Origin of the sequence: Microbacterium sp. MYb72, from assembly GCF_002979415.1 — a bacterium.
Taxonomy (GTDB): domain Bacteria; phylum Actinomycetota; class Actinomycetes; order Actinomycetales; family Microbacteriaceae; genus Microbacterium; species Microbacterium natoriense.
Window position 1 is genome coordinate 1 of sequence record NZ_PCOT01000045.1, and the last position, 24,159, is coordinate 24,159.

The 24,159-nt window shown below is 70.9% G+C and carries 18 protein-coding genes; 8 read left to right on the forward strand and 10 right to left on the reverse strand.

Annotation, left to right across the window (positions count from 1 at the left end; genetic code table 11):
- Positions 1-390 precede the first annotated feature (390 nt).
- On the reverse strand, positions 391-1,716 hold the full coding sequence (locus tag CQ047_RS17460) for an MFS transporter (RefSeq protein WP_105677240.1): 1,326 nt from the start codon (positions 1,714-1,716) through the stop codon (positions 391-393).
- 267 nt (positions 1,717-1,983) lie between these two features.
- Positions 1,984-3,345, reverse strand: coding sequence for a glucose-6-phosphate dehydrogenase (locus CQ047_RS17465; protein ID WP_219844651.1), 1,362 nt, complete (start codon positions 3,343-3,345; stop codon positions 1,984-1,986).
- Between the two features lie 225 nt (positions 3,346-3,570).
- Here CQ047_RS17465 and CQ047_RS17470 point away from each other — a divergent pair, with 225 nt between their 5' ends.
- The 3 genes from CQ047_RS17470 to CQ047_RS17480 all read left to right on the forward strand — a co-directional run bounded on the left by CQ047_RS17470 (position 3,571) and on the right by CQ047_RS17480 (position 8,332).
- Positions 3,571-4,938 carry an 8-oxoguanine deaminase gene (locus CQ047_RS17470; protein ID WP_105677244.1) on the forward strand — a complete coding sequence of 456 codons (1,368 nt, stop codon included), beginning with the start codon at positions 3,571-3,573 and terminating at the stop codon, positions 4,936-4,938.
- A 53-nt stretch (positions 4,939-4,991) separates the two neighbouring features.
- Positions 4,992-6,455, forward strand: a complete 1,464-nt coding sequence (locus CQ047_RS17475; RefSeq protein WP_105677245.1) for a nucleobase:cation symporter-2 family protein — start codon at positions 4,992-4,994, stop codon at positions 6,453-6,455.
- Positions 6,456-6,535: 80 nt separating this feature from the next.
- Positions 6,536-8,332, forward strand: coding sequence for a glycoside hydrolase family 15 protein (locus CQ047_RS17480; RefSeq protein WP_105677247.1), 1,797 nt, complete (start codon positions 6,536-6,538; stop codon positions 8,330-8,332).
- 177 nt (positions 8,333-8,509) lie between these two features.
- On the opposite strand, the gene CQ047_RS17485 is transcribed toward CQ047_RS17480, so the two are convergent.
- Complete coding sequence (locus tag CQ047_RS17485) at positions 8,510-9,097, reverse strand: nitroreductase family protein (RefSeq protein ID WP_105677248.1); 588 nt, start codon at positions 9,095-9,097, stop codon at positions 8,510-8,512.
- A 201-nt stretch (positions 9,098-9,298) separates the two neighbouring features.
- On the opposite strand from CQ047_RS17485, the gene CQ047_RS17490 reads away from it, so the two are divergent.
- Positions 9,299-10,012, forward strand: coding sequence for a DUF998 domain-containing protein (locus CQ047_RS17490; protein ID WP_105677250.1), 714 nt, complete (start codon positions 9,299-9,301; stop codon positions 10,010-10,012).
- A gap of 120 nt (positions 10,013-10,132) precedes the next feature.
- Here CQ047_RS17490 and CQ047_RS17495 read toward each other — a convergent pair whose 3' ends face one another.
- Positions 10,133-10,777, reverse strand: coding sequence for a hypothetical protein (locus tag CQ047_RS17495; protein WP_146114390.1), 645 nt, complete (start codon positions 10,775-10,777; stop codon positions 10,133-10,135).
- A gap of 227 nt (positions 10,778-11,004) precedes the next feature.
- On the reverse strand, positions 11,005-11,931 hold the full coding sequence (locus CQ047_RS17500) for a LysR family transcriptional regulator (RefSeq protein ID WP_105677252.1): 927 nt from the start codon (positions 11,929-11,931) through the stop codon (positions 11,005-11,007).
- Positions 11,932-12,070: 139 nt separating this feature from the next.
- Here CQ047_RS17500 and CQ047_RS17505 point away from each other — a divergent pair, with 139 nt between their 5' ends.
- Positions 12,071-15,526: a bifunctional proline dehydrogenase/L-glutamate gamma-semialdehyde dehydrogenase gene (locus CQ047_RS17505; RefSeq protein WP_105677254.1), complete on the forward strand. Its 3,456-nt coding sequence runs from the start codon at positions 12,071-12,073 to the stop codon at positions 15,524-15,526.
- 316 nt (positions 15,527-15,842) lie between these two features.
- Here the strand turns inward: CQ047_RS17505 and CQ047_RS17510 are convergent, their stop codons facing one another.
- The 5 genes from CQ047_RS17510 to CQ047_RS17530 form a co-directional block, all read right to left on the reverse strand.
- Positions 15,843-16,931, reverse strand: a complete 1,089-nt coding sequence (locus CQ047_RS17510) for an ABC transporter permease (RefSeq protein WP_105677255.1) — start codon at positions 16,929-16,931, stop codon at positions 15,843-15,845.
- Positions 16,928-17,824, reverse strand: coding sequence for an ABC transporter ATP-binding protein (locus CQ047_RS17515; RefSeq protein ID WP_105677256.1), 897 nt, complete (start codon positions 17,822-17,824; stop codon positions 16,928-16,930). Before CQ047_RS17515 ends, CQ047_RS17510 begins: the two co-directional genes overlap by 4 nt.
- A gap of 306 nt (positions 17,825-18,130) precedes the next feature.
- Positions 18,131-19,300 carry a benzoate/H(+) symporter BenE family transporter gene (locus CQ047_RS17520; RefSeq protein ID WP_105677257.1) on the reverse strand — a complete coding sequence of 390 codons (1,170 nt, stop codon included), beginning with the start codon at positions 19,298-19,300 and terminating at the stop codon, positions 18,131-18,133.
- 38 nt (positions 19,301-19,338) lie between these two features.
- A complete protein-coding gene (locus CQ047_RS17525; RefSeq protein ID WP_105677259.1) occupies positions 19,339-20,019 on the reverse strand; it encodes a response regulator transcription factor in 681 nt (226 codons plus the stop codon).
- Positions 20,016-21,266 (reverse strand): sensor histidine kinase, encoded by a 1,251-nt coding sequence (locus CQ047_RS17530; protein WP_105677260.1) that lies wholly within the window; start codon positions 21,264-21,266, stop codon positions 20,016-20,018. Before CQ047_RS17530 ends, CQ047_RS17525 begins: the two co-directional genes overlap by 4 nt.
- Before the next feature lie 170 nt (positions 21,267-21,436).
- On the opposite strand from CQ047_RS17530, the gene CQ047_RS17535 reads away from it, so the two are divergent.
- The 3 genes from CQ047_RS17535 to CQ047_RS17545 all read left to right on the forward strand — a co-directional run.
- Positions 21,437-21,865 carry a VOC family protein gene (locus CQ047_RS17535; protein ID WP_181155997.1) on the forward strand — a complete coding sequence of 143 codons (429 nt, stop codon included), beginning with the start codon at positions 21,437-21,439 and terminating at the stop codon, positions 21,863-21,865.
- A gap of 1 nt (position 21,866) precedes the next feature.
- On the forward strand, positions 21,867-22,559 hold the full coding sequence (locus tag CQ047_RS17540; protein ID WP_105677263.1) for a helix-turn-helix domain-containing protein: 693 nt from the start codon (positions 21,867-21,869) through the stop codon (positions 22,557-22,559).
- A 238-nt stretch (positions 22,560-22,797) separates the two neighbouring features.
- A partial coding sequence (locus CQ047_RS17545; RefSeq protein ID WP_219844652.1) for a hypothetical protein occupies positions 22,798-24,159 on the forward strand: 1,362 nt, incomplete at its 3' end.

Here is a 24,159-nt window from a genome sequence, read left to right on the forward strand (position 1 = left end):
AGATCTCACGCTCGGGAGGAGAGTTGAGCCGGATTGCTCCTCCCGAGCGTGAGATCTCCTCCCGAGCGGGTGGGCGTGCGGGTGGTTCGTGGGAGCCGCGGGGCCGCGGGAGCCGCGCGGGGGGTCGCGCGGGGCCGCGGGTGCCGCATCAGGGTGCGTACGTTCGGGAGGAGAAAGCTGGTTCGGGAGGAGGGTTGAGCCGGATTGCTCCTCCCGAGCGTGAGATCTCCTCCCGAGCGGATGGGGGCTTCCGGAGCGGGACGAGCGGATGCCGCGGCGCGGGCAGGCCGTGTCGGTCAGTGTGCGGCGCAGGTAACCCCCGGCGCGGTCAGCCTGCAGCGCGGGCAACCACGTCACGGGAAGCCCACGGCACAGGCAACCCCGGCGCGGTCAGGCGTCGGCGCGGGCCTCGGCGCGCAGGCGGGCGTCGAGGCGGTAACGCGAGAGCGGCACCAGGCTCGCGGCGCACAGGGCCGCGGGGATCACCGACACTCCCAGCACGATCGCCCACTGCGCGGCATCAGACTGGACGACCTCGTCTCCCGTTGTGGCGACGTAGCCGCCGACGCTCAGGACGAGCCCGAGCAGCGCAGGTCCGAGGGCGTAGCCGAGCAGCTCGAACCCCGACCAGACGCCCGAGATCATGCCGATGCGGTTGGTGCCGCTGCGCCTGGCGTCTTCCGCCGCGACGTCGGGCAGCATCGCGAGCGGGAAGAGCTGCGCCCCCGCGTAGCCGACGCCGACGATGCCCGAGGCGATCAGAAGCGGCAGCGGCTCACCTGATCGCGCCGTGAGCAAGGCGAGGAGCCCGACGGTCATCACGACCGTGGCGACGGCGAATCCGCCCTTCTTGCCGATCCTCCGCCCGAGCAGCGACCACGCGGGGGTCAGCACGACGGCGGGGCCCACGAAGCACACGAACGCGATCGTGGCGACGCCCGGATCGTGCACGACGTGCCGCGCGACGTAGACGACGCCGCCGAGCACCATGCCGATGGCGACCGCCTGCAGCACGTACGAGACGATCAGCGTGCGCGAGTCCTTCTCGCGCAGCACGATCGCGAGCTGTTCGAGCAGCCGCCCGCCGGCGACCTCATCGCGCGTCAGGGCGACGCGCCTCGTGCCCCACCACACCCCGATCGTGCCGACCAGGATCAGCACGGCCATCGCGCCGGCCATGATCCGGTACCCGGCGACGCCCCCGACGGCCTCGACGAGCAGGGGCGCCGTCGCGCCGGAGACGAGGATCGCGAGGGTGAACACGATCACCCGCCACGTGATGAGCCGCGTCCGCTCGGAGTAGTCGTCGGTGATCTCGGCCGACATCGCGAGGTACGGCACCTGGAAGAACGCGTACACGGTGGCCGTGGCGAGGAACAGCACGAGCACCCAGAGCGCGGCCGCGACCGGCGGTGCGGTCGGTCCGAAGAACATGGCGAGGAACGCGAGCGCGAGGAGGAGGCCAGCGCGGAGGATGAACGGCCGACGTCGGTCGTGCGGATGCCGCGAGCGGTCGCTGATGCGCCCCGCGATCGGGTTGAGGAAGAAGTCCCACGCCTTCGGGGCGAACACGATCATCCCGGCGATCGCCGCCTCCACGCCGAGCAGGTCCGTGAGGAAGGGCATCAGGATGAGCCCCGGCACCGTGCCGTAGGTGCCGGAGGCGATCCCGCCGAGGGCGTAACCGGCTCTGGTCCGCCGCGAGAGGGCTGTCATGCTGCCGATCGTAGGACCGGTCGCTCATTCCGGTCCGTGTTCTGCCGTCTTTCCGTCATCTGATCCGGTCTCGCGCACGGGATCGATCAGAAGTGCATCCCGGATGCCGACGGCGGACGCGTCCGGTCGGATCCGCGCGGTCAGCGGAGAGCAGGCAAGCGGACAGCGTGCCCCGGCAGCGGGCAGCGGGCAGCGGAGAGCGGAGAGCCGGGAGCCGGCACCGGGGAACGGCGAGCGCGATGCGCGCGAGCCGAGGCCAGGGGAGGGTCAGAGGTGCGGCCACGCGGCGGGGCCGGACGAACCGGCGGGGTACTCCTCCAGCGGGGTCTCGCCCCGGGCCCACGCGTCGCGCACCGGCTGGATGATGCGCCAGCACTCCTCGGCCTCGTCGGCTCGCACCGACAGGGCGACCTCGCCGTCGAGCAGCTCGTCGAGGACCTCCTCGTAGGAGCGTCGCTGGCCCTCGCCGAGGTCGGCCGTGAGGTCTTCGTCGCGGAGGGCGAACGGGTCGTCGCCGCCTGTCATGTGCAGTCGCAGCGCCAGGGTGTCTGGGCCGAGCGAGAACGTGAGGCGGCCGCCGTCCTCCGGTGTGCCGTGGAGTCCGGCCGGGATGTGCCGCACGCGCTTGAAGGTGATGACGACCTCCGACTTCTTGGCCTCCAGCGCCTTGCCGGAGCGCAGCACGAACGGCACGCCCTCCCAGCGGTCGTTCGCGACCTCGAAGGTCACCTCCGCCAGGGTCTCGGTGCCGCGCGCGGCATCCACGCCCTCCTCATCCGCGTACGCCGGCAGGTCGCGGTCGCCGACCCGGCCCGCGGTGTACCTGGCACGGCGGGCGGCGTCGGCGATGTCCCCGCGCACGCGAGTGGCGCGCAGCACCGCGGCCTTGGCGTCGCGCAGGTCGCGCTCGCCGAGGGTCGCGGGAGGGTCCATCGCGAGCAGCGCCAGCACCTGGAGCAGGTGGCTCTGGATCATGTCGACCATCGCCCCGGCGCTGTCGTAGTACCGGGCGCGGCCCTCGAGCGCGAGCGACTCGTCGAAGCGGATGTGCACGGACTCGATGTGCTCGGCCGACCACACCGGCTCCCACATGCGGTTCGCGAGCCGCACGCCGAGCAGATTGAGCAGGGTCGACCGGCCGAGGAAGTGGTCGACCCGGAACACCTGCTGCTCGGGGACGAGCGTGGCCAGCTGCTCGTTGAGTTCTCTGGCGCTGGCCTCGTCGTCGCCGAAGGGCTTCTCCATCGCGAGGAGCGTGCCCTCCGGCAGCGACATGCCCTGCATCGCGTCGATCGTCCTGCGGGTGACGGCCGGCGGCAGGGCGAAGTATAGGACGGTCCCCGGCTGCATTGACTCGACGATCCGGCCGACGGCGTCGCGATCGGTCACGTCGGCGGCGGCGTAGTCGCCGACCGTGACGCGATCGAGCGCGCCGGGGGAGTCGGCGAACGCGGTCGCGACGACCTGCTGCCACTTCGCAGCATCCCAGTCCTCCGTGCCCGCGCCGCGCAGGGTGATCTTCCGCTGCGGCTGGCGGGCCAGCAGGGCGGCCAGCGACGGCAGCAGCAGCCGGGAGGTCAGGTCGCCGGATGCGCCGAGGATGAACAGGGTCGTGGGAGTGCTGGCCATGGGCGCGAGGCTACCGGGCATTGCCGGGGATTCCCAGCCTGCGGCTTGACTTTCGCATCTTGGAAAGAACCGTCCGAGATGTGAGATTAGTTCTTGACGGGCGTGCGGCGCGGCTGATAGACCTGAAGAGTCCCGAAGAGGGGGCTCCTGGATCAGCAGACAGGACACAACTGAGCTGGCCCTGTGGGGCCGGCACGCGGCTCCACCGTACGGAAGGAGTCCACCATGTCGCAGCATCCGGCCAGCACCTGGCTCAAGAACCCGCTCGGCGTCCACACGGGCACGGACGCCGACGCCTCGGGCGGAATCGTCGTCGAGGGCTCGCGCATCCGCGAGCTCGTACCTGCGGGGGGAGCGCCGAGCGCCCCCGTCGACGAGGTGCTCGACGCGTCGCGGCACGTCGTGATCCCCGGCCTCATCAACACGCACCACCACTTCTACCAGACGCTCACCCGCGCCTGGACGCCCGTCGTGAGCGCCGAGCTCTTCCCCTGGCTGAAGGGGCTGTACGGGGTGTGGGCCGGGCTCACGCCGCGCGACCTGGAGCTCGCGACCACCGTGGCGCTCGCCGAGCTGCTGCTGTCGGGGTGCACCACAGCGGCCGACCACCACTACCTGTTCCCGAACGGCCTGGAGGACGGCATCGACGTGCAGGTCGACGTCGTCAAGAGGCTCGGCATGCGTGCCACGCTCACCCGCGGCTCGATGTCGCTCGGTGAGGACGACGGCGGACTCCCGCCGCAGCGCACGGTGCAGGATGCCGAGACCATCCTCGCCGACAGCGAGCGGCTCGTCGGCGCCTACCACGAGCGCGGCGACGGGGCCTTCGTGCAGATCGGACTCGCCCCGTGCTCGCCGTTCTCGGTGACCACGGGCGTGATGCGCGATACCGCCGACCTCGCCGAGCGCCTCGACGTGCGCCTGCACACGCACCTCGCCGAGACCCTCGACGAGGAGGACTTCTGCCGCGAGACGTTCGGCCTGCGCACTGTCGACTACCTGGAGAGCGTCGGCTGGCTGTCTGACCGCACCTGGCTGGCGCACGGCATCCACTTCGACGACGCCGAGATCGCGCGTCTCGGCGCAGCGGGGACCGCCGTGTCGCACTGCGCGACCTCGAACATGCGCCTCGCCTCCGGCATCGCCCGCACCCTCGAGCTCGAGGAGGCCGGCGCTCCCGTCGGACTCGGCGTCGACGGCTCCGCCTCGAACGACGGCTCGAACATGATCCAGGAGGTGCGTCAGGCGCTGTACCTGCAGCGCCTCCGCTACGGCGCGGCCGCCGTCACCCCGGAGCGCGCGCTCGGCTGGGCGACCGCAGGATCCGCCCGTGCGCTCGGACGCAGCGACATCGGAGCCCTCGCCCCGGGGATGCAGGCCGACCTCGCCATGTTCACGCTCGACGAGCTGCGCTTCTCCGGCAGCCACGACCCCGTCGCCGCCCTGCTCCTGTGCGGAGCCGAGCGCGCCGACCGGGTCATGGTCGGCGGGCGCTGGCGGGTGATCGACGGCCTCATCGACGGCCTCGACATCCCCCGGCTCATCGCCCAGCACAGCGAGGCGGCGCGCGGCCTCCTCGCACGGCTCTCCTGACCCACCATCCGCACGACGACAGACAACCGGCAACAGACGACGAAGAGGTCGACATGAACACCACGAAGACGGCATCCCTCCGCCCGGAGGACGAGCGCCTGCCGCTCGGCTCCACCATCGCCTACGGCATCCAGCACGTGCTCACGATGTACGGCGGCATCATCGCCCCTCCGCTCATCATCGGCTCGATGGCGGGTCTCGACGGCGCCGAGATCGGCGTGCTGATCACGGCCTGCCTCTTCATGGGCGGGCTCGCGACGGTGCTGCAGACCGTCGGCATCCCGTTCTTCGGCTCGCAGCTGCCGCTCGTGCAGGGCGTCTCGTTCGCGGGAGTGGCGACGATGGGCGCGATCGTGACGAGCGGCGGCGGGCTCCCCGCCGTGTTCGGGGCGGTGATCGTGGCGTCGATCATCGGCCTCCTCATCGCGCCGGTGTTCGCGACGATCATCCGGTTCTTCCCGCCCGTGGTGACCGGCGTCGTCATCACGACCATCGGCCTCACGCTGCTGCCGGTCGCGGCGGGGTGGGCGATGGGCGGCAACAGGGAGGCGGAGGACTTCGGCTCGCCGCAGAACCTGCTCCTCGCGGCGATCACCCTGGTCATCGTGCTGGTGCTGAGCAAGGTGCCGGTGGGGGCGATCTCGCGACTGGCGATCCTGCTCGCGATCGTGATCGGCACGATCGTCGCGGCACTCCTCGGCCGGGTCGACTTCGGCGCGGTCGGCGACGGCCCCATCTTCGCCCTGCCGAGCGTGTTCGGATTCGGGATGCCGACGTTCGAGATCGCCGGCATCATCTCGATGTTCATCGTGATCCTCGTGACGCTCACCGAGACGACCGCCGACATCCTCGCCGTCGGCGAGATCGTGGGCACGAAGGTCGACTCGAAGCGCATCGCCGCGGGACTCCGCGCCGACATGCTGTCCAGCGCCGTGTCGCCCGTGTTCGGCTCGTTCACGCAGTCGGCCTTCGCGCAGAACGTCGGCCTCGTCGCGATCACGGGAGTCAAGAGCCGCTTCGTCGTCACCGCGGGCGGCGTCGTGCTGGTCGTGCTCGGCCTCCTCCCCGTGCTCGGCAGGGTCGTGGCCGCCGTGCCGAGCCCGGTGCTGGGTGGTGCGGGCATCGTGCTCTTCGGCTCCGTCGCGGCCAGCGGAATCCGCACGCTCGCGAAGGTCGACTACCGCGGCAACATGAACCTCGTCATCGTCGCCACCGCGATCGGCATCGGCATGCTGCCCATCGCCGCGCCGACGATCTACGACCAGATGCCGGCGTGGTTCGTCACGATCTTCCACTCCGGGATCAGCTCGGCCGCGGTCGCGGCGATCCTGCTGAACCTCGTGTTCAACCACCTCGGCGCGCGTCCGAACAAGGATGCGTCCGTGCTCGCGGCGGCGCCGACGCGCAGCATCCCCGTCGCGTACCTCGACGCGCTCGAAGACGGCGACTCCGTCGTCGACGGCAGGATCGTGGATCGTGAGGGCAAAGAGGTCGAGGTGGATCGCACCGACCACTGACCCGCGAGCCTCCGCGCCCGTCCCGTTCGCGCGGGGCGGGCGCGGTGGCGTTCGCGGGCGCGTCGTGACAGGCTCGGGACGTGGCTGCGCGCATCGAGGACTACGCCCTTCTGAGCAACTGCCGGACCGCGGCGCTGGTGTCGGATCAGGGGAGCATCGACTGGCTGTGCCTGCCGCGCCTCGACTCGGCGTCGGCGTTCGGCGCGATCCTCGGCGACGAGGCCCAGGGCAGGTGGCGGCTGCGCCCCGCCGACCCGGATGCCGTGAGCTCCCGCCGATACGACGGCGACACGTTCGTGCTCATCACCCGCTGGGAGACCGCGGATGCCGTGGCCGAGGTGCACGACTTCATGCCGATCGGCCTCGACCCCGACGTGACCGTGGGGCGCACCGATCTCGTGCGCCGCATCGTCGGGGTGCGCGGCGAGATGACGTTCGCGCAGCGGCTGAGCATCCGCCTCGACTACGCGCGCGTCATACCGTGGGTGCGTCAGACCGGCACCGAGGAGGAGCCGTGCCTCGTGGCGATCGGGGGGCCGGATGCCGTCGCCCTCCGCGGCGCGCAGCTGACGGCATCCGATCATCGGCACGAGGGGCAGGTGACCGTGACGGCGGGGGAGGTGCGCGATCTGCAGCTGACGTGGTTCCCCTCGCACCGTGATCTCCCGCCCGCGCTCGACGCCGACGAGGAGGTCGAGCGCACGAAGAGCTGGTGGCAGGAGTGGGCCGACCGGATCTCGCACGACGGCGCTCGCCGGGGCGACGTCGTGCGGTCGCTGCTGATCCTGCGCGCGCTCACGAACCACGAGACCGGGGGCATCGCCGCCGCGGCGACCATGTCGCTCCCGGAGGAGATCGGGGGCGTGCGCAACTGGGACTACCGGTACGTGTGGCTGCGCGACGCGGCCCTCACCCTCGAGGCACTGTTGGACCACGGTTTCGTCGCGGTCGCCGGGCGGTGGCGGGAGTGGCTGCTGCGCGCCGTGGCCGGAGACCCCGGAGATCTGCAGATCATGTACGGGCTCGCCGGCGAGCGCGACCTCCCCGAGCGGGTGCTGCCCGAGTTCCCCGGATACGAAGGGTCGGCGCCCGTGCGCATCGGCAACGGCGCCTCTGCCCAGTACCAGGCGGATGTCGTCGGCGAGGTGCTGGTGACGCTGTCGGCCGCCCGCGCCGCGGGCCTCGGCGAGTCGGAGTTCTCGTGGCCGCTGGAGCGCCAGCTCGTGCGCTTCGCCTCGGAGCAGATCGAGCGGCCGGACCAGGGCCTCTGGGAGATCAGGGGTGAGCCGCACCGCTTCACCCACTCGCGCGTGATGATCTGGGCGGCGTTCGACCGGGCGGTGCGCGCCGTGGAGGAGTTCGGCCTCGACGGACCGGTGGAGCGCTGGCGCGGGCTGCGCGACCGCATGAGGGAGGAGATCGACCGTGACGGTGTCGTCGACGGATGCTTCGTGCAGTACTACGGCACGACCGAGGTCGACGCGTCGCTGCTGCTCCTGCCCCAGGTCGGCTACTGCCGTCCTGACGACTCGCGGATGCTGGCCACGGTCGCGCGCATCGAGCAGACGCTGATGCCCGACGGCCTGGTCCGCCGCTACCGCACGGGCACCGGGGTCGACGGGCTGACGGGCTCGGAGGGCGCGTTCCTCGCGTGCTCGTTCTGGCTGGTGGAGCAGTACGCCGTCACCGGCCGGCACGAGGAGGCCCACGACCTCATGGACCGGCTGTGCGGGATCGCGAACGACGTGGGGATGCTCTCGGAGGAGTACGACCCCGTGTCGGGTCGCCAGCTCGGCAACACCCCGCAGGCCTTCTCGCATCTCGCGCTCGTGCGCGCCGCCGACGCTCTGGCCCGCGCGGAGCACCGCCCCCGCTGACTGCTGGGCTGCGGCATCCCGTCCGTCGGCATCCCCGGCCGCGGCATCCTGTGCCCTGACGCCCCGGCATCCCATGCAACGCCGACGCCCCACCTGGCTGCCGACGCCCCCTTCGCAGGCGGCTGCGAGGTGGGGCGTCGACGCGTCGATGGGGCGTCGGGTGGGGTGAGCGGATGCTCAGGCGCTGAGGATGACCGTCTCGGCGATCGGGCGGCGCACGCGCGGAGCGACCTCGCGCTCCTGCAGGACCTCGGGAAGGGCCTCGACGTCGCCGAACTCGCCGACGGCGATGGCGGTGATGGCCGAGAAGCGCGGAGCCAGGTCGGCGACCTCGCGGACGACCTCGGGGTCGAAGCCGCTCATCTGGTGCACGTAGAGGCCGTCGTTGTGCGCCTGCACGGAGAAGTGCGCCACGGCCTGGCCGAGGTCGTACACGGCGTGGGTGATCGGGGTGCCGTCTTCGGTGGCGGTCTCGGCGACGGCGATGATCAGCACCGCGGCGTTGCCGGCCCAGGCCTGGTTGAAGCCCATGAGCGCGTCGACGATCTGCGCGTGCAGGGCGGTGCCGCGGCGGGCGACGATGAAGCGCCACGGCTGCGTGTTGTTGGCGGAGGGGGTCCAGCGGGCGGCCTCGAGGGCGGCGGACAGCTTGGACTCGTCGATCGCGGTCTCGGCGTCGAAGGCGCGGGGGCTCCAGCGGCCGGCGAGCACGTCGAGGACGGGGTGCTCGGTGGGGGCGGTGCGGTCGATCACGGGAGTGCTCATGGAAGTGCCTTTCAGAAGGAGCGGATCGGACTCCTTCGTCCGGGTACACGGGGGTGAACGCATGTATGTGCATGCATATTCCCCGCCGATCTCGAGAAGTCGTTGCGTGTCCGTTCGTCCTCTGTTCATCTCCGCAGGCGCCTCCGACGGAACATCCGCGGCGTCCTGTCCGTTGCCCCGAGGGAGAGGAAGAGGTCGAACATGGAGACACGAGAGCGGATGGCGGTCGAGCACCGCAATGCAGAGGGCGAGGCCGTCGGGGGAGCGCTCCTTCGAGCATCCGGACTGCTGTGGATGCTCGCCCCTCTCTGGTACGTGCTGAGCGAGGCGATCGCCGCGGCGGGATTCCGCGGGTACAGCTACGCCCAGAACTACATCAGCGACCTCGGGGTCCCCGGCACCGGTCAGCTCGACGGTCGCGACCTCGACTCGACGATGTCCGCGGTCATGAACGCGGGGTTCATCGGCGAGGGGCTCCTCGTGGTGCTCGCGGCGGTGCTGCTCTACGCGGCGCTCCCGCCGCTGCGCGGGCGCTCCGTGCTCCTCGTGCTCGTGTTCGTGCATGCGGTCGGCATCAGCATCGTCGGACTCGTGCACGGGTCTCCCGCCAACCTGGAGAACGGCCTCATGGCCGTGCACGGCCTCGGAGCCGTTCTCGCGATCGGCGCGGGCAATCTCGGGGCCGTCGTCGCCGGAGCCTTCGCGCTGCGAGACGTGCTCCCGCTGCGCCTGCGCATCGCGGGCATCGTGCTGGGCGGGCTGGGGTTCCTCAGCGCCTTCCTCCTGACGGCGCACCTCTTCTTCCCCGACGGCGTGACCGAGCGCGTGGCCGTGTACACCGTGATGCTGTGGCACCTGGCGCTCGGCATCGCCCTGCTCGCCCGCACTCGCACACGCCCGCTCGCGCGCCCCTGAGCGTGTGAGGGGTCAGAGAGCGCGGGGTGCGGAGGGGCGTTTCGTCTCGCTGGCGCGCGTCCTCGGTCGTCGAGCGAGGAGCGCAGCGACGAGACGAAACGGGGTCCCGGGCGTGAGACGTCAGCCGGGGAGGATCACGGATGCCGCATCCGCCGGCTTCGGGTGATAGACGGACTGCGCTTCGACCGGGAACAGGGCGAGGTCGCCGTCGCCGTTGATCACCGTGCCGATATCCAGGGTGATCCCTTTCGCGCGACCCCGCCCTTTCAGCACTGCGCCCCGTGCGTCGGGGTCGGGGTCGGCGTAGCTGTCGCCGCCCGCAAGGGACACATCGACAGCGGTGATGTCGCCCAGGATCTGCGAGCCGTCTTCCAGCCGGGTCGTGCCCAGGACGTCGATCCGGCCGCGAAGGCGAATGCGGTGGCCGATGGAGATCGCGGCCCCTGGCGTGTTTGCCAGGACGGCGACGGCGTGCGGTCCGAACTCGTTTTCGTCTCCGATCTCGATCGATCCGTCGTCCGCGGCATCCATGCGCGTTCCCTCGAAGAAGCGGTTCCGGTCTCCGATCGTGAGCACGCCGGCGCCGGCGTCGATGCGCACGTGCGGATAGAAGATGTTGCCTGAACCGATTCGCGCCTGGCGGGAGACGAGCGCCGAGAACGGATCGATGAACACGTTCTCGGCGTCTGCGAGGAGATCGCTGACGGGCCTGTATCCGAGCGTGCTCCTGATCCGGTCCATGTGAGCGAGGAGGTCTTCGTGCATGGCGGCTCCGCTTCCGTCGTCGATCCGAAGCTCCATCCTCACCCGTCGTCGGCCTGGCCCGTCGCCGAGACCCGCGACTCGCGCCGAATCCCTCGCGGCCGGACCCACTGATCTCGCGCGGAGGGGCGTTTCGTCTCGCTGCGCTCGCGCAACGACCGGGCGCGCGTCCTCGGTCGTCGAGCGAGGAGCGCAGCGACGAGACGAAACGGGTTCCCTGGCGTGAGACGTCAGCCGGGGAGGATCACGGATGCCGCATCCGCGAGCGCGCGACGCACGGCCCTGATCGACGGCGCGTCGGCCGACACGCGCCGTGCGGACGAGAAGATCTCGCGCCGCGGTGAGCCGGGGAGCGCGCTGAGCGCCACGGTCGGGGCGTCGCCCGCCCAGACGAGCTCCGGAAGGAGACCGACGGCGAGCCCGGCCCTGATCAGCCGGATGTGCGTCGTGAGGTCGGCGACCTCGAAGTGCACGTCGGGTTCGAATCCGGCGGTGCGGCAGAGCTGCTCCGCCCATGCGCGAGACGCCGTGCCCGCCGGCTCCAGCACCCAGGGGTCGTCGCGCATCGCCCACAGGGATGCCGCGGCATCCGCCCCCGACGGCTCGGAGGCCGCGTCCGCGCCTCCTGCCCGCCCGGCCAGGGCGATCGTGTCGTGGGCGAGGACGACGCGGTCGAGCTCGGCGACGATCGGCCGCGTGCGCCCTGGATACTGCTCGGCGAGCATGAGGTCGAAGTCGCGTCCCGCGACGCCCACGAGTCCGGTCTCGGGGTCGCACTCGGTGACGTCGACGCGGAGCGACGGATGCTGCGCCTGCAGTGCGAGCAGCGCCGGAGGCAGCAGCGCGTGGGCCGCGGTCTGGAACACCGCGATCCGCACGGTCCCGGTGACCTCGGCGAGGGATTCGGCCACGGCGACCTGAGCGTGTTCCAGCTGGTCGAGGATGCCGATCGCCTCGGCCACGAGCACGTCGCCCTGCGGTGTCAGCTGCACGCCGCGGCCCACCCGGCGGAGGAGCGGCACGCCGACGTCGCGCTCCAGCGCCGCGAGCTGCTGCGACACCGACGCCTTGCTGTACGAGAGGGCATCGGCGACCGCGGAGAGCGTGCCGCGGCGGCTGAACTCGACCAGCATCCGCAGTCGATGGACGTCGAGCATCCGGCCCTCCCTATTGTTCACTCTGGCTGAACGGAAATCACGCAAATCGGTTGATAGACGTAGCCTACCCGCGAGCCCGAGAATGTTCCGAGCCGCACATGATCCCGGGTGTGCGCTCCCCCTGGAAGGTTCCCCGCCAATGTCTGTCGTCGACACCACCACCCCGCGCACCGAAGAGGTCGCCGCCCTCGTGCAGCGCTGGCTCGCCGAGAGCGAGACCCACCCCGTCGAGCCCGCCGCCCAGCGCCTCTCCGAGGTGCTCAAGGACCCCAACGGCCTCGCCTTCACCGTCGGCTTCGTCGACGGCGTGATGCGTCCGGAAGACCTCAGCGTCGCCGGCCGCAAGCTCGCCGACCTGGCCGACATCACCCCGACCCTCCTGCCCGGCTACCTGCGCGCGGCGATCAAAACCGGCGGCTTCTGGGCGCCCAAGCTGCCCGGCGTCGTCGTGCCGATCTCCCGCCGCGTGCTGCGCGCCATGGTCGGCCACCTCGTGCTCGACGCGACGCCGTCGAAGCTCGGCCCCGCGATCGCGAAGCTGCGCAAGAGCGGCAACCGACTGAACCTCAACCTGCTCGGCGAGGCCGTGCTGGGCGACCGCGAGGCGGGTCGCCGCCTGAAGGGCACCTACGACTTCCTGGCCCGCGACGACGTCGACTACGTGTCGATCAAGGTGTCGAGCGTCGTCAGCCAGCTCTCGATGTGGTCGTTCGACGAGGCCGTCGCCGACGTGGTCGAGAAGCTCACCCCGCTGTACCGGCTCGCGGCCGACGCCGAGGCCAAGGGCACGGCGAAGTTCATCAACCTCGACATGGAGGAGTACCGCGACCTCGATCTCACGATCGCGGCCTTCACGAGCATCCTCGACCAGCCGGGGCTGGAGAACCTCGAGGCCGGCATCGTGCTGCAGGCCTACCTGCCCGACGCGCTCGGCGCCATGCAGCACCTGCAGGAGTGGGCATCCGCCCGCCGCGCGAAGGGTGGTGCCCCCATCAAGGTGCGCGTCGTGAAGGGCGCGAACCTCGCGATGGAGGAGGTCGACTCGAAGATCCACGACTGGCCCCTCGCGACCTACGGCACCAAGCAGGACTCCGACACCAACTACAAGCGCGTGCTCGACTGGGCCATGACCCCCGAGCGCCTCGACGCCGTGCGCATCGGCGTCGCCGGCCACAACCTGTTCGACATCGCGTACACCTGGCTGCTCGCCACCGCCCGCGGAGTGACGGATGCCGTCGAGTACGAGATGCTCCTGGGCATGGCCACCGGTCAGGCAGAGGCCGTCCGCAAGGACGTGGGCCGCCTGCTCCTCTACACGCCGGTCGTGAACCCGGCCGAGTTCGACGTCGCGATCGCCTACCTCGTGCGTCGCCTCGAAGAGAACGCGAGCCCCGAGAACTTCATGTCGGCCGTTTTCGAGCTCGCCTCCAACCCGCAGCTGCTGACGCGCGAGCGGGAGCGCTTCGAGCGCTCGCTCGCCGCCCTCGAAGCCGACCGCAGCGTGCCGGCATCCCACCGCGTCCAGGACCGCACGCGGGAGCAGGCGGATGCCGTCACCACCGGCTTCCACAACCAGCCCGACACCGACCCCGCGCTCGCCGCCAACCGCGCCTGGGGCCGCGACATCCTGCAGCGCTCCGTGTCGACCACGCTGGGCGAGGGGGCCATCTCCGCCGCCCGCATCGACACGGCCGAACAGCTCGACGACGTGTTCGCCGCCGCGACCGCCGCCGCCGCGAAGTGGGCCGCTCTCCCGGCGGCCGACCGGGCAGCCGTGCTGCACCGCGCCGGCGACGAGCTCGCGGCCCGCCGCGGCCAGCTGCTGGAGATCATGGCCCACGAGGCCGGCAAGACGATCGCCGAGGCCGACCCCGAGGTCTCCGAGGCCATCGACTTCGCGCACTACTACGCCGAGCGCGCCCTCGACCTCGAGGCCGTCGCGGGCGCCGAGTTCGTGCCGTCGAAGGTCACCGTCGTCACCCCGCCGTGGAACTTCCCGGTCGCGATCCCCGCCGGTGGCGTGCTCGCGGGCCTCGCCTCCGGTTCCGGCGTCATCATCAAGCCGGCCAAGCTCACGCAGCGCTGCGGCGCGGTGATGGTCGAGGCGCTGTGGGCCGCCGGCGTGCCGCGCGACCTGCTCGCCCTCGTCGACCTCGCTTCCCGCGACCTCGGCACGCAGCTCGTCTCGAGCCCGTCGGTCGACCGGGTCATCCTCACCGGCGCCTACGAGACGGCCCAGCTGTTCCGCTCCTTCCGCTCCGACCTGCCGCTGCTCGCCGAGACCAGCGGCAAGAACGCGATCATCGTGACGCCGTCGGCCGACCTCGACCTCGCGGCCGCCGACGTCGCCCGCAGCGCCTTCGGCCACGCGGGGCAGAAGTGCTCCGCGGCATCCCTCGTGATCCTCGTCGGATCGGTCGCCGAGTCGAAGCGGTTCGAGCGTCAGCTCGTGGATGCCGTGCGCTCCATGCGCGTGGGCCTTCCCGACGACCCCGCCACGCAGATGGGGCCGATCATCGAGCCCGCATCCGGCAAGCTGCTGAAGGCGCTCACCACGCTCGACAAGGGCGAGCGCTGGCTCGTCGAGCCGAAGAAGCTGGACGCCGACGGAAAGCAGTGGACGCCCGGTGTGAAGACCGGTGTCGCCGCCGGATCGACGACCCACCTGACGGAGTTCTTCGGCCCCGTGCTCGGCATCATGCGCGCGAAGGACCTCGACGAGGCCATCCGCCTGCAGAACGCCGTCGACTACGGCCTCACCGCCGGCCTTCACTCCCTCGACTCCGATGAGGTCGCCACCTGGCTCGACCGGGTCGAGGCGGGCAACCTCTACGTGAACCGCGGCATCACCGGCGCGATCGTGCAGCGCCAGCCGTTCGGCGGCTGGAAGCGCTCCGCGGTGGGCGCGGGCGCAAAGGCCGGCGGGCCGAACTACCTGTTCGGTCTGGGCGAGTGGGCCTCGGCCGAGCTCCCGGCCGCCGCCGCGGGCGCCGCGGTGACCCCGGCCGTCGAGGCGCTGCTGAAGGCGGCATCCGCCGACCTCGACGCCGTCGAGATCGAGTGGCTGCACCGTGCGGCCGCATCCGATGAGCAGGCGTGGACCGGCGAGTTCGGCATCGTGACCGACAAGTCCGGCCTCGGCGTCGAGCGCAACGTCTTCCGCTACCGCCCGGTCTCGGTCGACGTGCGCATCGCCGAGCAGGCTCCTCTGGTCGACGGCATCCGCGTGCTCGCGGCCGCGCTGCGCAGCGGCAGCCCGTTCACGGTGTCCGCCCCCGCGCTCCCGTCCTCGGTCGAGAAGGCGCTGCGCGCCCACGGCGTGACGGTGAAGCACGAGAAGGACGCCGCCTGGGTCAAGGGCTACGCGAAGGCGCAGGCCAAGGCCGAGCACAGCTGGAACCGCGTCCGTCTCGTCGGCGGAGACGCCTCGGCGCTGTTCGAGGCTCTCGGCGGCACCCCTGACGTCGCGGTCTGGTCGCACGCGGTGACCGGCGCCGGCCGCGTCGAGATCCTGCCGTTCCTGCACGAGCAGGCCGTGTCGATCACGAACCACCGCTTCGGCAACCCCACCACCCTCTCCGAGGGTGTGATCTGACCCCCACGACGCCCGGTCCCCACGGGTTCCCCGGATAGCGCCGAGTCTCCCCGCTCGGCGCAGAAGACCCCGCCTGCTGGTTTCCGCAGGCGGGGTCTTGTTCTTCGCCCTTCGGGAGCACGGACACAGGTTCGGAGCGGAGTCGCGGGCACAGGTTCGGAGCGGAGCCGCGGGCACAGGTTCGGAGCGGCGAGGATGACACGCCGCAGGAACGACGGATGCCGCGGCCTGTCGGCCGCGGCATCCGAAGCTGTGCCCGATCGAAGGGCAGGGGGTCCGATTCGAAGTATCCGATTCGAGGAGTCGGGAGGCGGGGTCAGCCGCGCAGCGCCTCCGCGAGCTTGACGCGCGTGCCCATGCGCAGCAGCGAGTTCTCGTAGATCTTCGCGCCGATCAGGATCGCCGCCACGCACGAGGCGAGCAGGATCACCAGGCTCACCAGCGGCTCCCACCACTGGGCCTCTCCGACGAACAGGCGCATCGGCATCCCGACCGGGGCCGAGAACGGCACGTACGACATGATCGTCAGCACCAGCGGGTTGTCGTTGAAGAAGATGACCAGGAAGTACGGGGCCATCACGAGCAGCATGATCGGCGTGGTGGTCGAGCCGATGTCCTCCATGCGCGAGACCATCGACGCGGCCGCGGCGTACAGCGCCGCCAGCAGCACGAACCCGAACAGGAAGAACACCGCGAACCAGATGATCGGGGCGCCGAGGCTCGACAGCACCTCCTTCTGACCCGTCACGATGAGTCCGACCGTGGCTATCGCGGCGAGGGCGATGATCTGCGCCATCGCGAGGACCGTGTTGCCGATCACCTTGCCGGCGAGGAGGGTGCGGGGCGAGATCGACGACAGCAGCACCTCGACCACACGCGTCTGCTTCTCCTCGACGACGCTCTGCGCGATCGTGGCGCCGAACGTCGACGCGGCCATGAAGAACACCAGTCCGAAGCCGATCGCGATGAAGTACCGCAGCAGCGGGTTCGTCGTCGCCGGGTCCAGGATCTCGACGGACGGCGACACCGACAGGCCGCTCACGATCGAGCCCGGCGCGTCCTTGAGAGCGACGACCGTGTACCCGGTGGGGCCGTCGCCGGGCAGCACCGCCGTCTCGACCTTCTCGGAGCGCAGCAGATCCTCGGCCTCGTCACGGCCGGTCACCTCGGTGACCTTGACGTTCGGCAGGGCCTCGACGACGGATGCCGTCTCGCTGGTCACCGCGACGGTCGTGGCCTCGGGGTTCTTGCTGGTGAAGCCGCCGATGAGGATGCCGACGAGCGCGAGCAGCAGCAGGATGCCCGTCGAGATCATGAAGGCCTTGCTGCGCAGCTTCGAGGAGATCTCGCGTTCGGCGACGAGCCAGATGCCGTTGGTCGCGCGGGCGGTGGCTGACGTGCTCACTGGATGACCTCCTTGAAGATCTGTGCGAGGGACGGATGCTTCGGGGCGAAGCTCGCGACGTCGCCGCGCTCCACGGCGGCGCGCAGCACACGCTGCGCGGTCTCGGGGCCGTCGGCGTCGAACAGGGCGTAGCCGCCCTCGAAGTCGAGCACCGTGACGCCGGGCTCGGTGCGCAGCCAGCCGGCGTCGCCGGCGGAGACGAGCTCGTAGCGATCGCTCGCGTGCTCGGCGCGCAGCGCGTCGCGGGACCCGGAGGCGCGGATGGTGCCCCCGGCGAGGATGACGAGGTCGTCGCAGAGACGCTCGACCACGTCGAGCTGGTGCGAGGAGAACAGGATCGATGCGCCCTTCGCGGCGCTCGACTGCAGCACGCCCGCGACCACGTCGACCGCGAGCGGGTCGAGGCCGGAGAACGGCTCGTCGAGGATCAGCACCTCGGGGTCGTGCACGAGCGACGCGGCGATCTGCGCGCGCTGCTGGTTGCCGAGCGACAGCGACTCGATCGTGTCGCCGAGGCGGGCCTCGAGTCCGAGCTCGGTGAGGAGCGCGGTGGCGCGGGCCGTGGCATCCGCCTTGCTGAAGCCGTGCAGCCGGGCGAGGTAGACGATCTGCTCGAGCACCTTCATCTTCGGGTACAGGCCGCGCTCCTCCGGCATGTAGCCGAAGTGACGGCGGTCGTCGGCGGTGAGGAGGGAGCCGTTGAGCTCCACGCGACCTCCATCGGCCGAGAGCAGCCCCAGCACGATCCGCATGGTCGTGGTCTTCCCCGCGCCGTTGCCGCCGACGAAGCCCGTGAGGCGCCCGGGGGCGACCTCGAAGGACACGTCGTCGAGCACACGCCGCGAGCCGTAGCTCTTGGTGATGCCGCTCAGTTCGAGCTTTCCTGTCGTCACTTCGCCTTACTCCGTTCGCTCAGGACATCGCATGCCTCTCACGCTACGGACGGCGGCGGCCCGGGGCATCCCCCGCGCGGCGGACTCGGCCGGGTCCACCGCGGGGAGGACCGGGGAGTGCGCGCCGTCGCTGCTCCAGAACTCCGGGAATCCGGGCTGGTCCGTCGCCGAGGGTCCCGGGACAGGCGGATCCCCGCGCACAACTCCTCAAGAACTCCGGAGTTCTGGGGGCTGCGGCCCCTTTTCGGCGCTCAGGGGCCGATTCTTGAGGAGTTGTGAACCGCGACGGCGAGCGCGGGAGACGGGTCAGCGTCGGGCGTGCAGCACCGTCCGCACCAGGAGGCCGGCGACGAGCGCCCAGAACGCGGCGCTCACGCCGAGCACGGAGATCCCGGATGCGGCGACCAGGAAAGTCACCACCGCGGGGAGGCGCTCGCCCGGGTCGTCGATCGCCTGCTGCACGGCCGACCCGAACGCCGCGAACAGGGCGAGGCCGGCGACCGCGGGGATGACGGCATCCGGCGCGAGGAGGACGAGCGTCGCGAAAGCGGCCGAGGCGCCGCCGAGCACGAGGTAGGACGCGCCCGTCGAGACCCCGGCGACCCAGCGCCGTGCCGGGTTCGGGTCGGCGTCGGGAGAGGCCGCCAGCGCCGCGCTGATCGCGGCGAGATTGATCGCATGCCCTCCGGCCGGAGCGCCGAGCGCGGTGCCGATGCCCGTCACCAGCATCGCCGGACGCCAGGGCACCTCGTAGCCGAAGCTGCGCATGATCGCGATGCCCGGCACGTTCTGCGAGGCCATCGTCACGATGAACAGCGGCAGGGCGATGCCGACCGCCGCGCCGAGGGTGAAGGTCGGGGCGGTGAGCTCGATCCGCGGCAGCAGCAGGGCAGGATCCACCGGCGCCCCGTCCTGCACGAGCGAGACGGCGACGACGATCGATGCCGTGACGAAGGCCAGCGGCATGGCCCACCGCGGCGCGAACCGCGCGCACACCAGCCACGTGAGGACGACGGGGACGACGCCCCACGGGTTCGCGACGAGCCCGGTGATCGGCGCGAGACACAGCGGCAGCAGGACGCCGGCGAGCATCGCCTGGGCGATCGACGGAGGGATGCGGGCGATCAGCGCGCCGAGCGCCGGCCACAGCGCGGTCAGCAGGATCAGCGCGGATGCCAGGAGGAAGGCGCCCACCGCGGCGGGCCAGCCGCCGTCGACGGCGCCGGTCGCGGCGAGCAGCGCCGCCCCAGGGGTGGACCAGGCTGCGGTGATCGGCATCCGGTACCGCCACGCGAGGACGATGCACGCGAGCCCCATCGTCAGGCTCACCGCGAGCAGGCCGCTCGCCGCCTGGGCGGGGTTCGCGCCGACCGCGGCGAGTCCGGTCAGCACGACCGCGAACGAGCTCGTGAAGCCGACGAGGGCCGTGACGACGCCCGCGAGGATCGGTCGGGAGAGCGGTGCGGCCTCGGGCATGACTCAGAGGCTATCGTGCGGGCGGCGCGTGCCCGGTGTCAGGCGAGGCCTCTCCGGTGGGCGATCACGACGGCCTGCACGCGGTCGCGGGCGCCCAGCTTCTGCAGGATCCGCGAGACGTGGGTCTTCACGGTGGCCTCGCCGATGAAGAGCGCCGTCGCGATCTCGGCGTTGCTGCGCGCGTCGGCGAGCAGCACCAGGACCTCCGCCTCGCGCTCGGTCAGCGGCTCGGCCAGCGGAGCAGGCGCCGTTGCCTCCCGCCCTCGGGCGACGGCGTTCGCGCTCGGGGCGGATGCCGCGGACGAGAAGCGCGCGAGCACCCTCCGTGTGACCTCGGGCGACAGCATCCCGTCTCCGGCGGCCAGCGCGCGCACCGCGGTGATGAGGTCTTCGGGGCCCGCGTTCTTCAGCAGGAAGCCGGCGGCTCCGGCGTCCAGCGCCTGGTGCAGGTAGTCGTCGCGGTCGAAGGTCGTCACGATCGCGATCGCCGCGGCCACCGCGGGGTCGGCGACGATCCGCCTGGTCGCTTCGATGCCGTCCATATCGGGCATCTGCACGTCCATCGTGATGACGTCGGGGAGCAGAGCGGATGCCGCGGCCACAGCTTCGGCGCCGGTGCCGGCCTCGCCGACCACCGCGATGTCGGGCTGGCTCTCCAGGATCGTGCGGAACCCGGCACGCAGCATGGCGTGGTCGTCGACCAGCAGCACCCGGATCATGAGACCTCCGCCGTCGCGGGGGTGAGCGGCACGCGGGCGCGCACGCGCAGTCCGCCGAGCGTGCGGGGCGTCACCTCGAGTGTGCCTCCGGATGCGGCTGCGCGCTCGCGCATGCCGAGCTGACCGAGCCCGGGGCGCAGCTGGGCGACGTTGCGGCCGGTGTTCACGATCTCCAGCTCCACACCCTCGTCGTCGTAGCGGACCCGCACGTCGGCGGTGGCGCCGACGCCGGCGTGGCGGCGTGCGTTCGTGAGCGACTCTTGGGCGATCCGGTAGAGGTTGACGGCGACCATCGGGGGCACGGGCACCGGGTCGCCGATGACGGAGTAGTCGGACGGCAGGCCGGCCTCGGTCGAAGCGGCCACGAGCGACTCGATGTCGGCGAGTCCGAGGGTGGAGGCGGCATCCGTCGTCTCCCCTCCCGGCGTGCGCAGCGTCTCGAGGAGCTGGTGCAGTTCGCGGATCGCGTCGCGCGCCGAGGTCTCGATGCCAGTGAGGAGGTTCTTCGAGGCGTTCGGGTCCTGCTCGATCATGAGCCGGGCGGCGCCGGCCTGCACGCCCATCACCGACACGTGGTGCGCGACGACGTCGTGCAGCTCTCGGGCGATGCGCACGCGGTCGAGCGCCACGGCCTGCGCCGCGGTGACCTCGCGCTCGCGCTCGAGCTCGATCGTGCGCTCCTCGAGGACCGACCTCTGGGCCGCGGCGAGCCAGGAGCGCTCGCCGAAGTAGTAGGCGCCGCCGAAGTAGAGGATGTTCAGCAGCAGCTGGATCATCATGTAGGCGACGTAGGGCGAGAACGCGCCCGCGGCGACGTCGGCCTTGTCGGCCTCGCTGATCGCGTCGCGGTACATCGTGATGAGCAGCCACACGAACATGCCGACGATGATGCCGATCCGCACGATCAGCGCGCGGCGGCGGTCGTTCATCCAGGCGCCGACCGTGTAGAGCCCGACGAACATGGCGATGTTGCCGACGTAGATCTCGGGGATCTTCAGCGTGACCGCCGTGAAGTAGGCCAGGGCGACGAGGACGGCGACGGTGGCGGGCCAGCGTCGGCGCACGGCGAGGGGAACCGAGATCACGACGGCGTAGACGAGCGCGGTCCACAGCTCCTGCGCGTCGCCGCCGTAGACCTGCGCGATCGACGACAGCGCAGCGCTGAGCACGGCGCCGACGAACATGACGACGGCGAGCACCAGATCGCCGCGGTATTCGCGCTCGGTGGGCGTGCGGATGAAGGGCATACTCCCCACGGTACGGGCAGGGGGATGCCGCGGCATCCCCCGTACGGCGGATGGGGTCCTGACGTCGGGGCAACTTGCTATTGACAAGCGTGCTTGTTTTTAACAAGCTATCTGCGTGAGGTCGGCGCCGCCGGCCGGCATCCGACAGAAAGACCGACAAGGGAGTCATCATGACCAAGGTGTTCGTCAACCTTCCCACCACCGACCTCGAGCGCTCGAAGGCCTTCTACACGGCCCTCGGCTGCGAGATCAACCCGCTGTTCACCGACGAGAACGCGGCGTGCATCGTCTGGAGCGACGATGTGTTCTTCATGGTCCTCAAGCGCGAGTTCTTCTCCACCTTCACCGACAAGCCGATCGCCGACCCCAACGAGGTCGTCCAGGTCTCGGTGTCGTTCTCGAAGGACTCCCGCGAAGAGGTCGACGCGCTGCTCGAGAAGGGCCTCGCCGCCGGTGGCGCCGAGCCCAAGCCCGCGCAGGACTACGGCTTCATGTACTCGCGCGACCTCGACGACCCCGACGGCAACTCGCTCGGCTTCCTGTACATGACGCCTGAGGCCGTCGAGAACGGCCCGGAGCACGTCGCCGAACAGGGCTGACATGGCCGCGCGCAGTTACGGCCAGTACTGCGGTGTGACGACGGCCGTCGAGCTGATCGGGGAGCGGTGGGCGCTGCTCATCGTCCGCGATCTGCTCGTCGGCCCTCGTCGGTACACCGACCTCAAGCTGGGTCTGCCGCGCATCCCCACCAACATCCTCTCGACGCGTCTGAAGGAGCTGCAGGAGGGCGGGGTGGTGCGCCGCGTGCCCCTGCACAACTGCGGACTCGTGTACGAGCTGACCCCGTACGGCAGGGCGCTCGAGCCGATCGTGCTCGCGCTCGGCCGCTGGGGCTTCCAGACCATGGGCGACCCGCAGGAGGGTGACGTGGTGACGGCCGATTCGCTGACGATGGCCCTGCGGACTGCATTCCGACCGGATGCCGCCTCCGATGCCGAGTACGAGCTCCACGTGGGAGATGTCGCGCTGCGAGCCTCGGTGCGCTCGGGGGTGCTGGCCGTCACCCAGCTCGCTCCGCCCGCGCCCCCCGTGGGCGGCCGCCCTCCGGAGGGCGAACCGGATGCCGTCATCGTCGCGGGTCCCGGCATCCGCCGTCTGATCGCGGGGGAGATCACCCCCGATGAGGCGATCGCGCAGGATGTGCTCGCCGTGGTGCGCGGCGACGCGGGTGTGCTCGGACCTTTCGCCCGCACGTTCCACATCGCCCGGCTGCCGGAGGCGCTGACCCTCTGACGATCGACGGTTCTCGCACGGAGCACTCCTCTTATTAGTTGCGCGAGATGCGAGTTTCTTACATTCGGGTTTATCCAGGGTTTTGATATTGCGGTGGCTCCCAGCGGACGCATAGCTTTCGTCTGTGAATCCTCTTTCCTTCCGCTCTCCGGCTGCCTCTGTGCGTCGTGAGGGGCGTCCGTCGTTCTCCGTGTTGACGAGTCGTGGGCTTCGCGCCGGCCTGGGTGTCGTGTGCGCGGTGGCTGTCGTGGTGGGCGGGGGCGCGGTGTCCGCGTCGGCCGCACCCGTGTCGCCGGTGATGGGGAAGGTGTCCCCGGTGGGGGTGTCGTTCCGTGAGGCGCAGAAGGCGCAGGTCGCGCAGGCGCAGGCGGTGGCGTCGGCGGAGGCGGTCGCGACCGGTGAGCCGGTGGTGGTGGATGCGTTGACGTCGCCGACGCAGCTGACCAGTGCGTTGCCGGACGGGACGATGCAGCTGGAGGTGTCGACGGTCCCGGTGCGGGTGGAGCAGGGTGAGACCTGGGTGCCCGTGGACACGTCGCTCGTCCCGGTCGGGGAGTGGTGGGAGCCGGCCGCGTCGGCCGCGCCGGTGCGGTTCTCCCCCGGAGGGTCGGACCAGCTCGCGCAGGTGCAGACGGCGTCCGGGGAGTGGGTGACGGAGACCTGGCCATACGGGGTGCTCCCCACCCCGACCGTCGACGGCGACACGGCCACGTATGCGGAGGTCCTCCCCGGGGTGGACCTGAAGATGGTCGCCACGACGACCGGTCAGGCATCGATCTACGTCGTGAAGACGGAGAAGGCCGCCCAGTCCACGAAACTCGACGACCTGCACGTCGTGATCGACGGCGCGGACCTCACGAAGACGTCCACCGGCGCGGTGGAGGCCGAGGCCGCGGACGGGTCGGGGATCGTGGCGGGGCAGCCGCTGTGGTGGGACTCCTCCGACGGGGCCACGTACCGGGAGCCCGGGGAGGAGACTCCGTCGCCGGTGACGCACGACGTCGAGGCCGATCGGATCGCGATGGACGTGGGCGCGTCGGTCGCGAAGGAGGAGAAGCGCACCGGTGACGACGTCACCTACCCGATCTACGTCGACCCGGACTGGGCGTCCGGGATCTCCGGCTCCTGGTACACGGATGCCGCGTATCCGAACCAGTCGTACCTGAACGCCAGTGCGTCCGACGTGCTCCGCATGGGCCGGTACCAGCAGTACCGGGGCAACATCTTCTTCGAGTTCCGGATCGCGTCGCTGGCAGGCAAGGACATCGTGGCCGCGCAGCTCGCGGCCACGCAGATCAAGTGGGCGTCCTGCCCGAACAGCCCCGTGCAGGTGCGCACGTACGGGCCGCAGATGTGGGGCTTCACCTGGAACCAGCAGAACCACTCGGCGTGGGGCCCCGTTCTGGACACCCAGAACCCCGGCTACTGCAATGGCCCCGCTGTCGCCGTCGGATGGAACGTGACGATGGGGGTTCGCGACAAGATCGGCGCTGTCGACATTCAGCTCGGGCTCGCCCCCCAAGACGAGAACGTCGTCTCGCGCCGCCACTTCAGCCGCGCCGCGACCCTCTACGTCACCTACAACACCCGCCCCGACGTC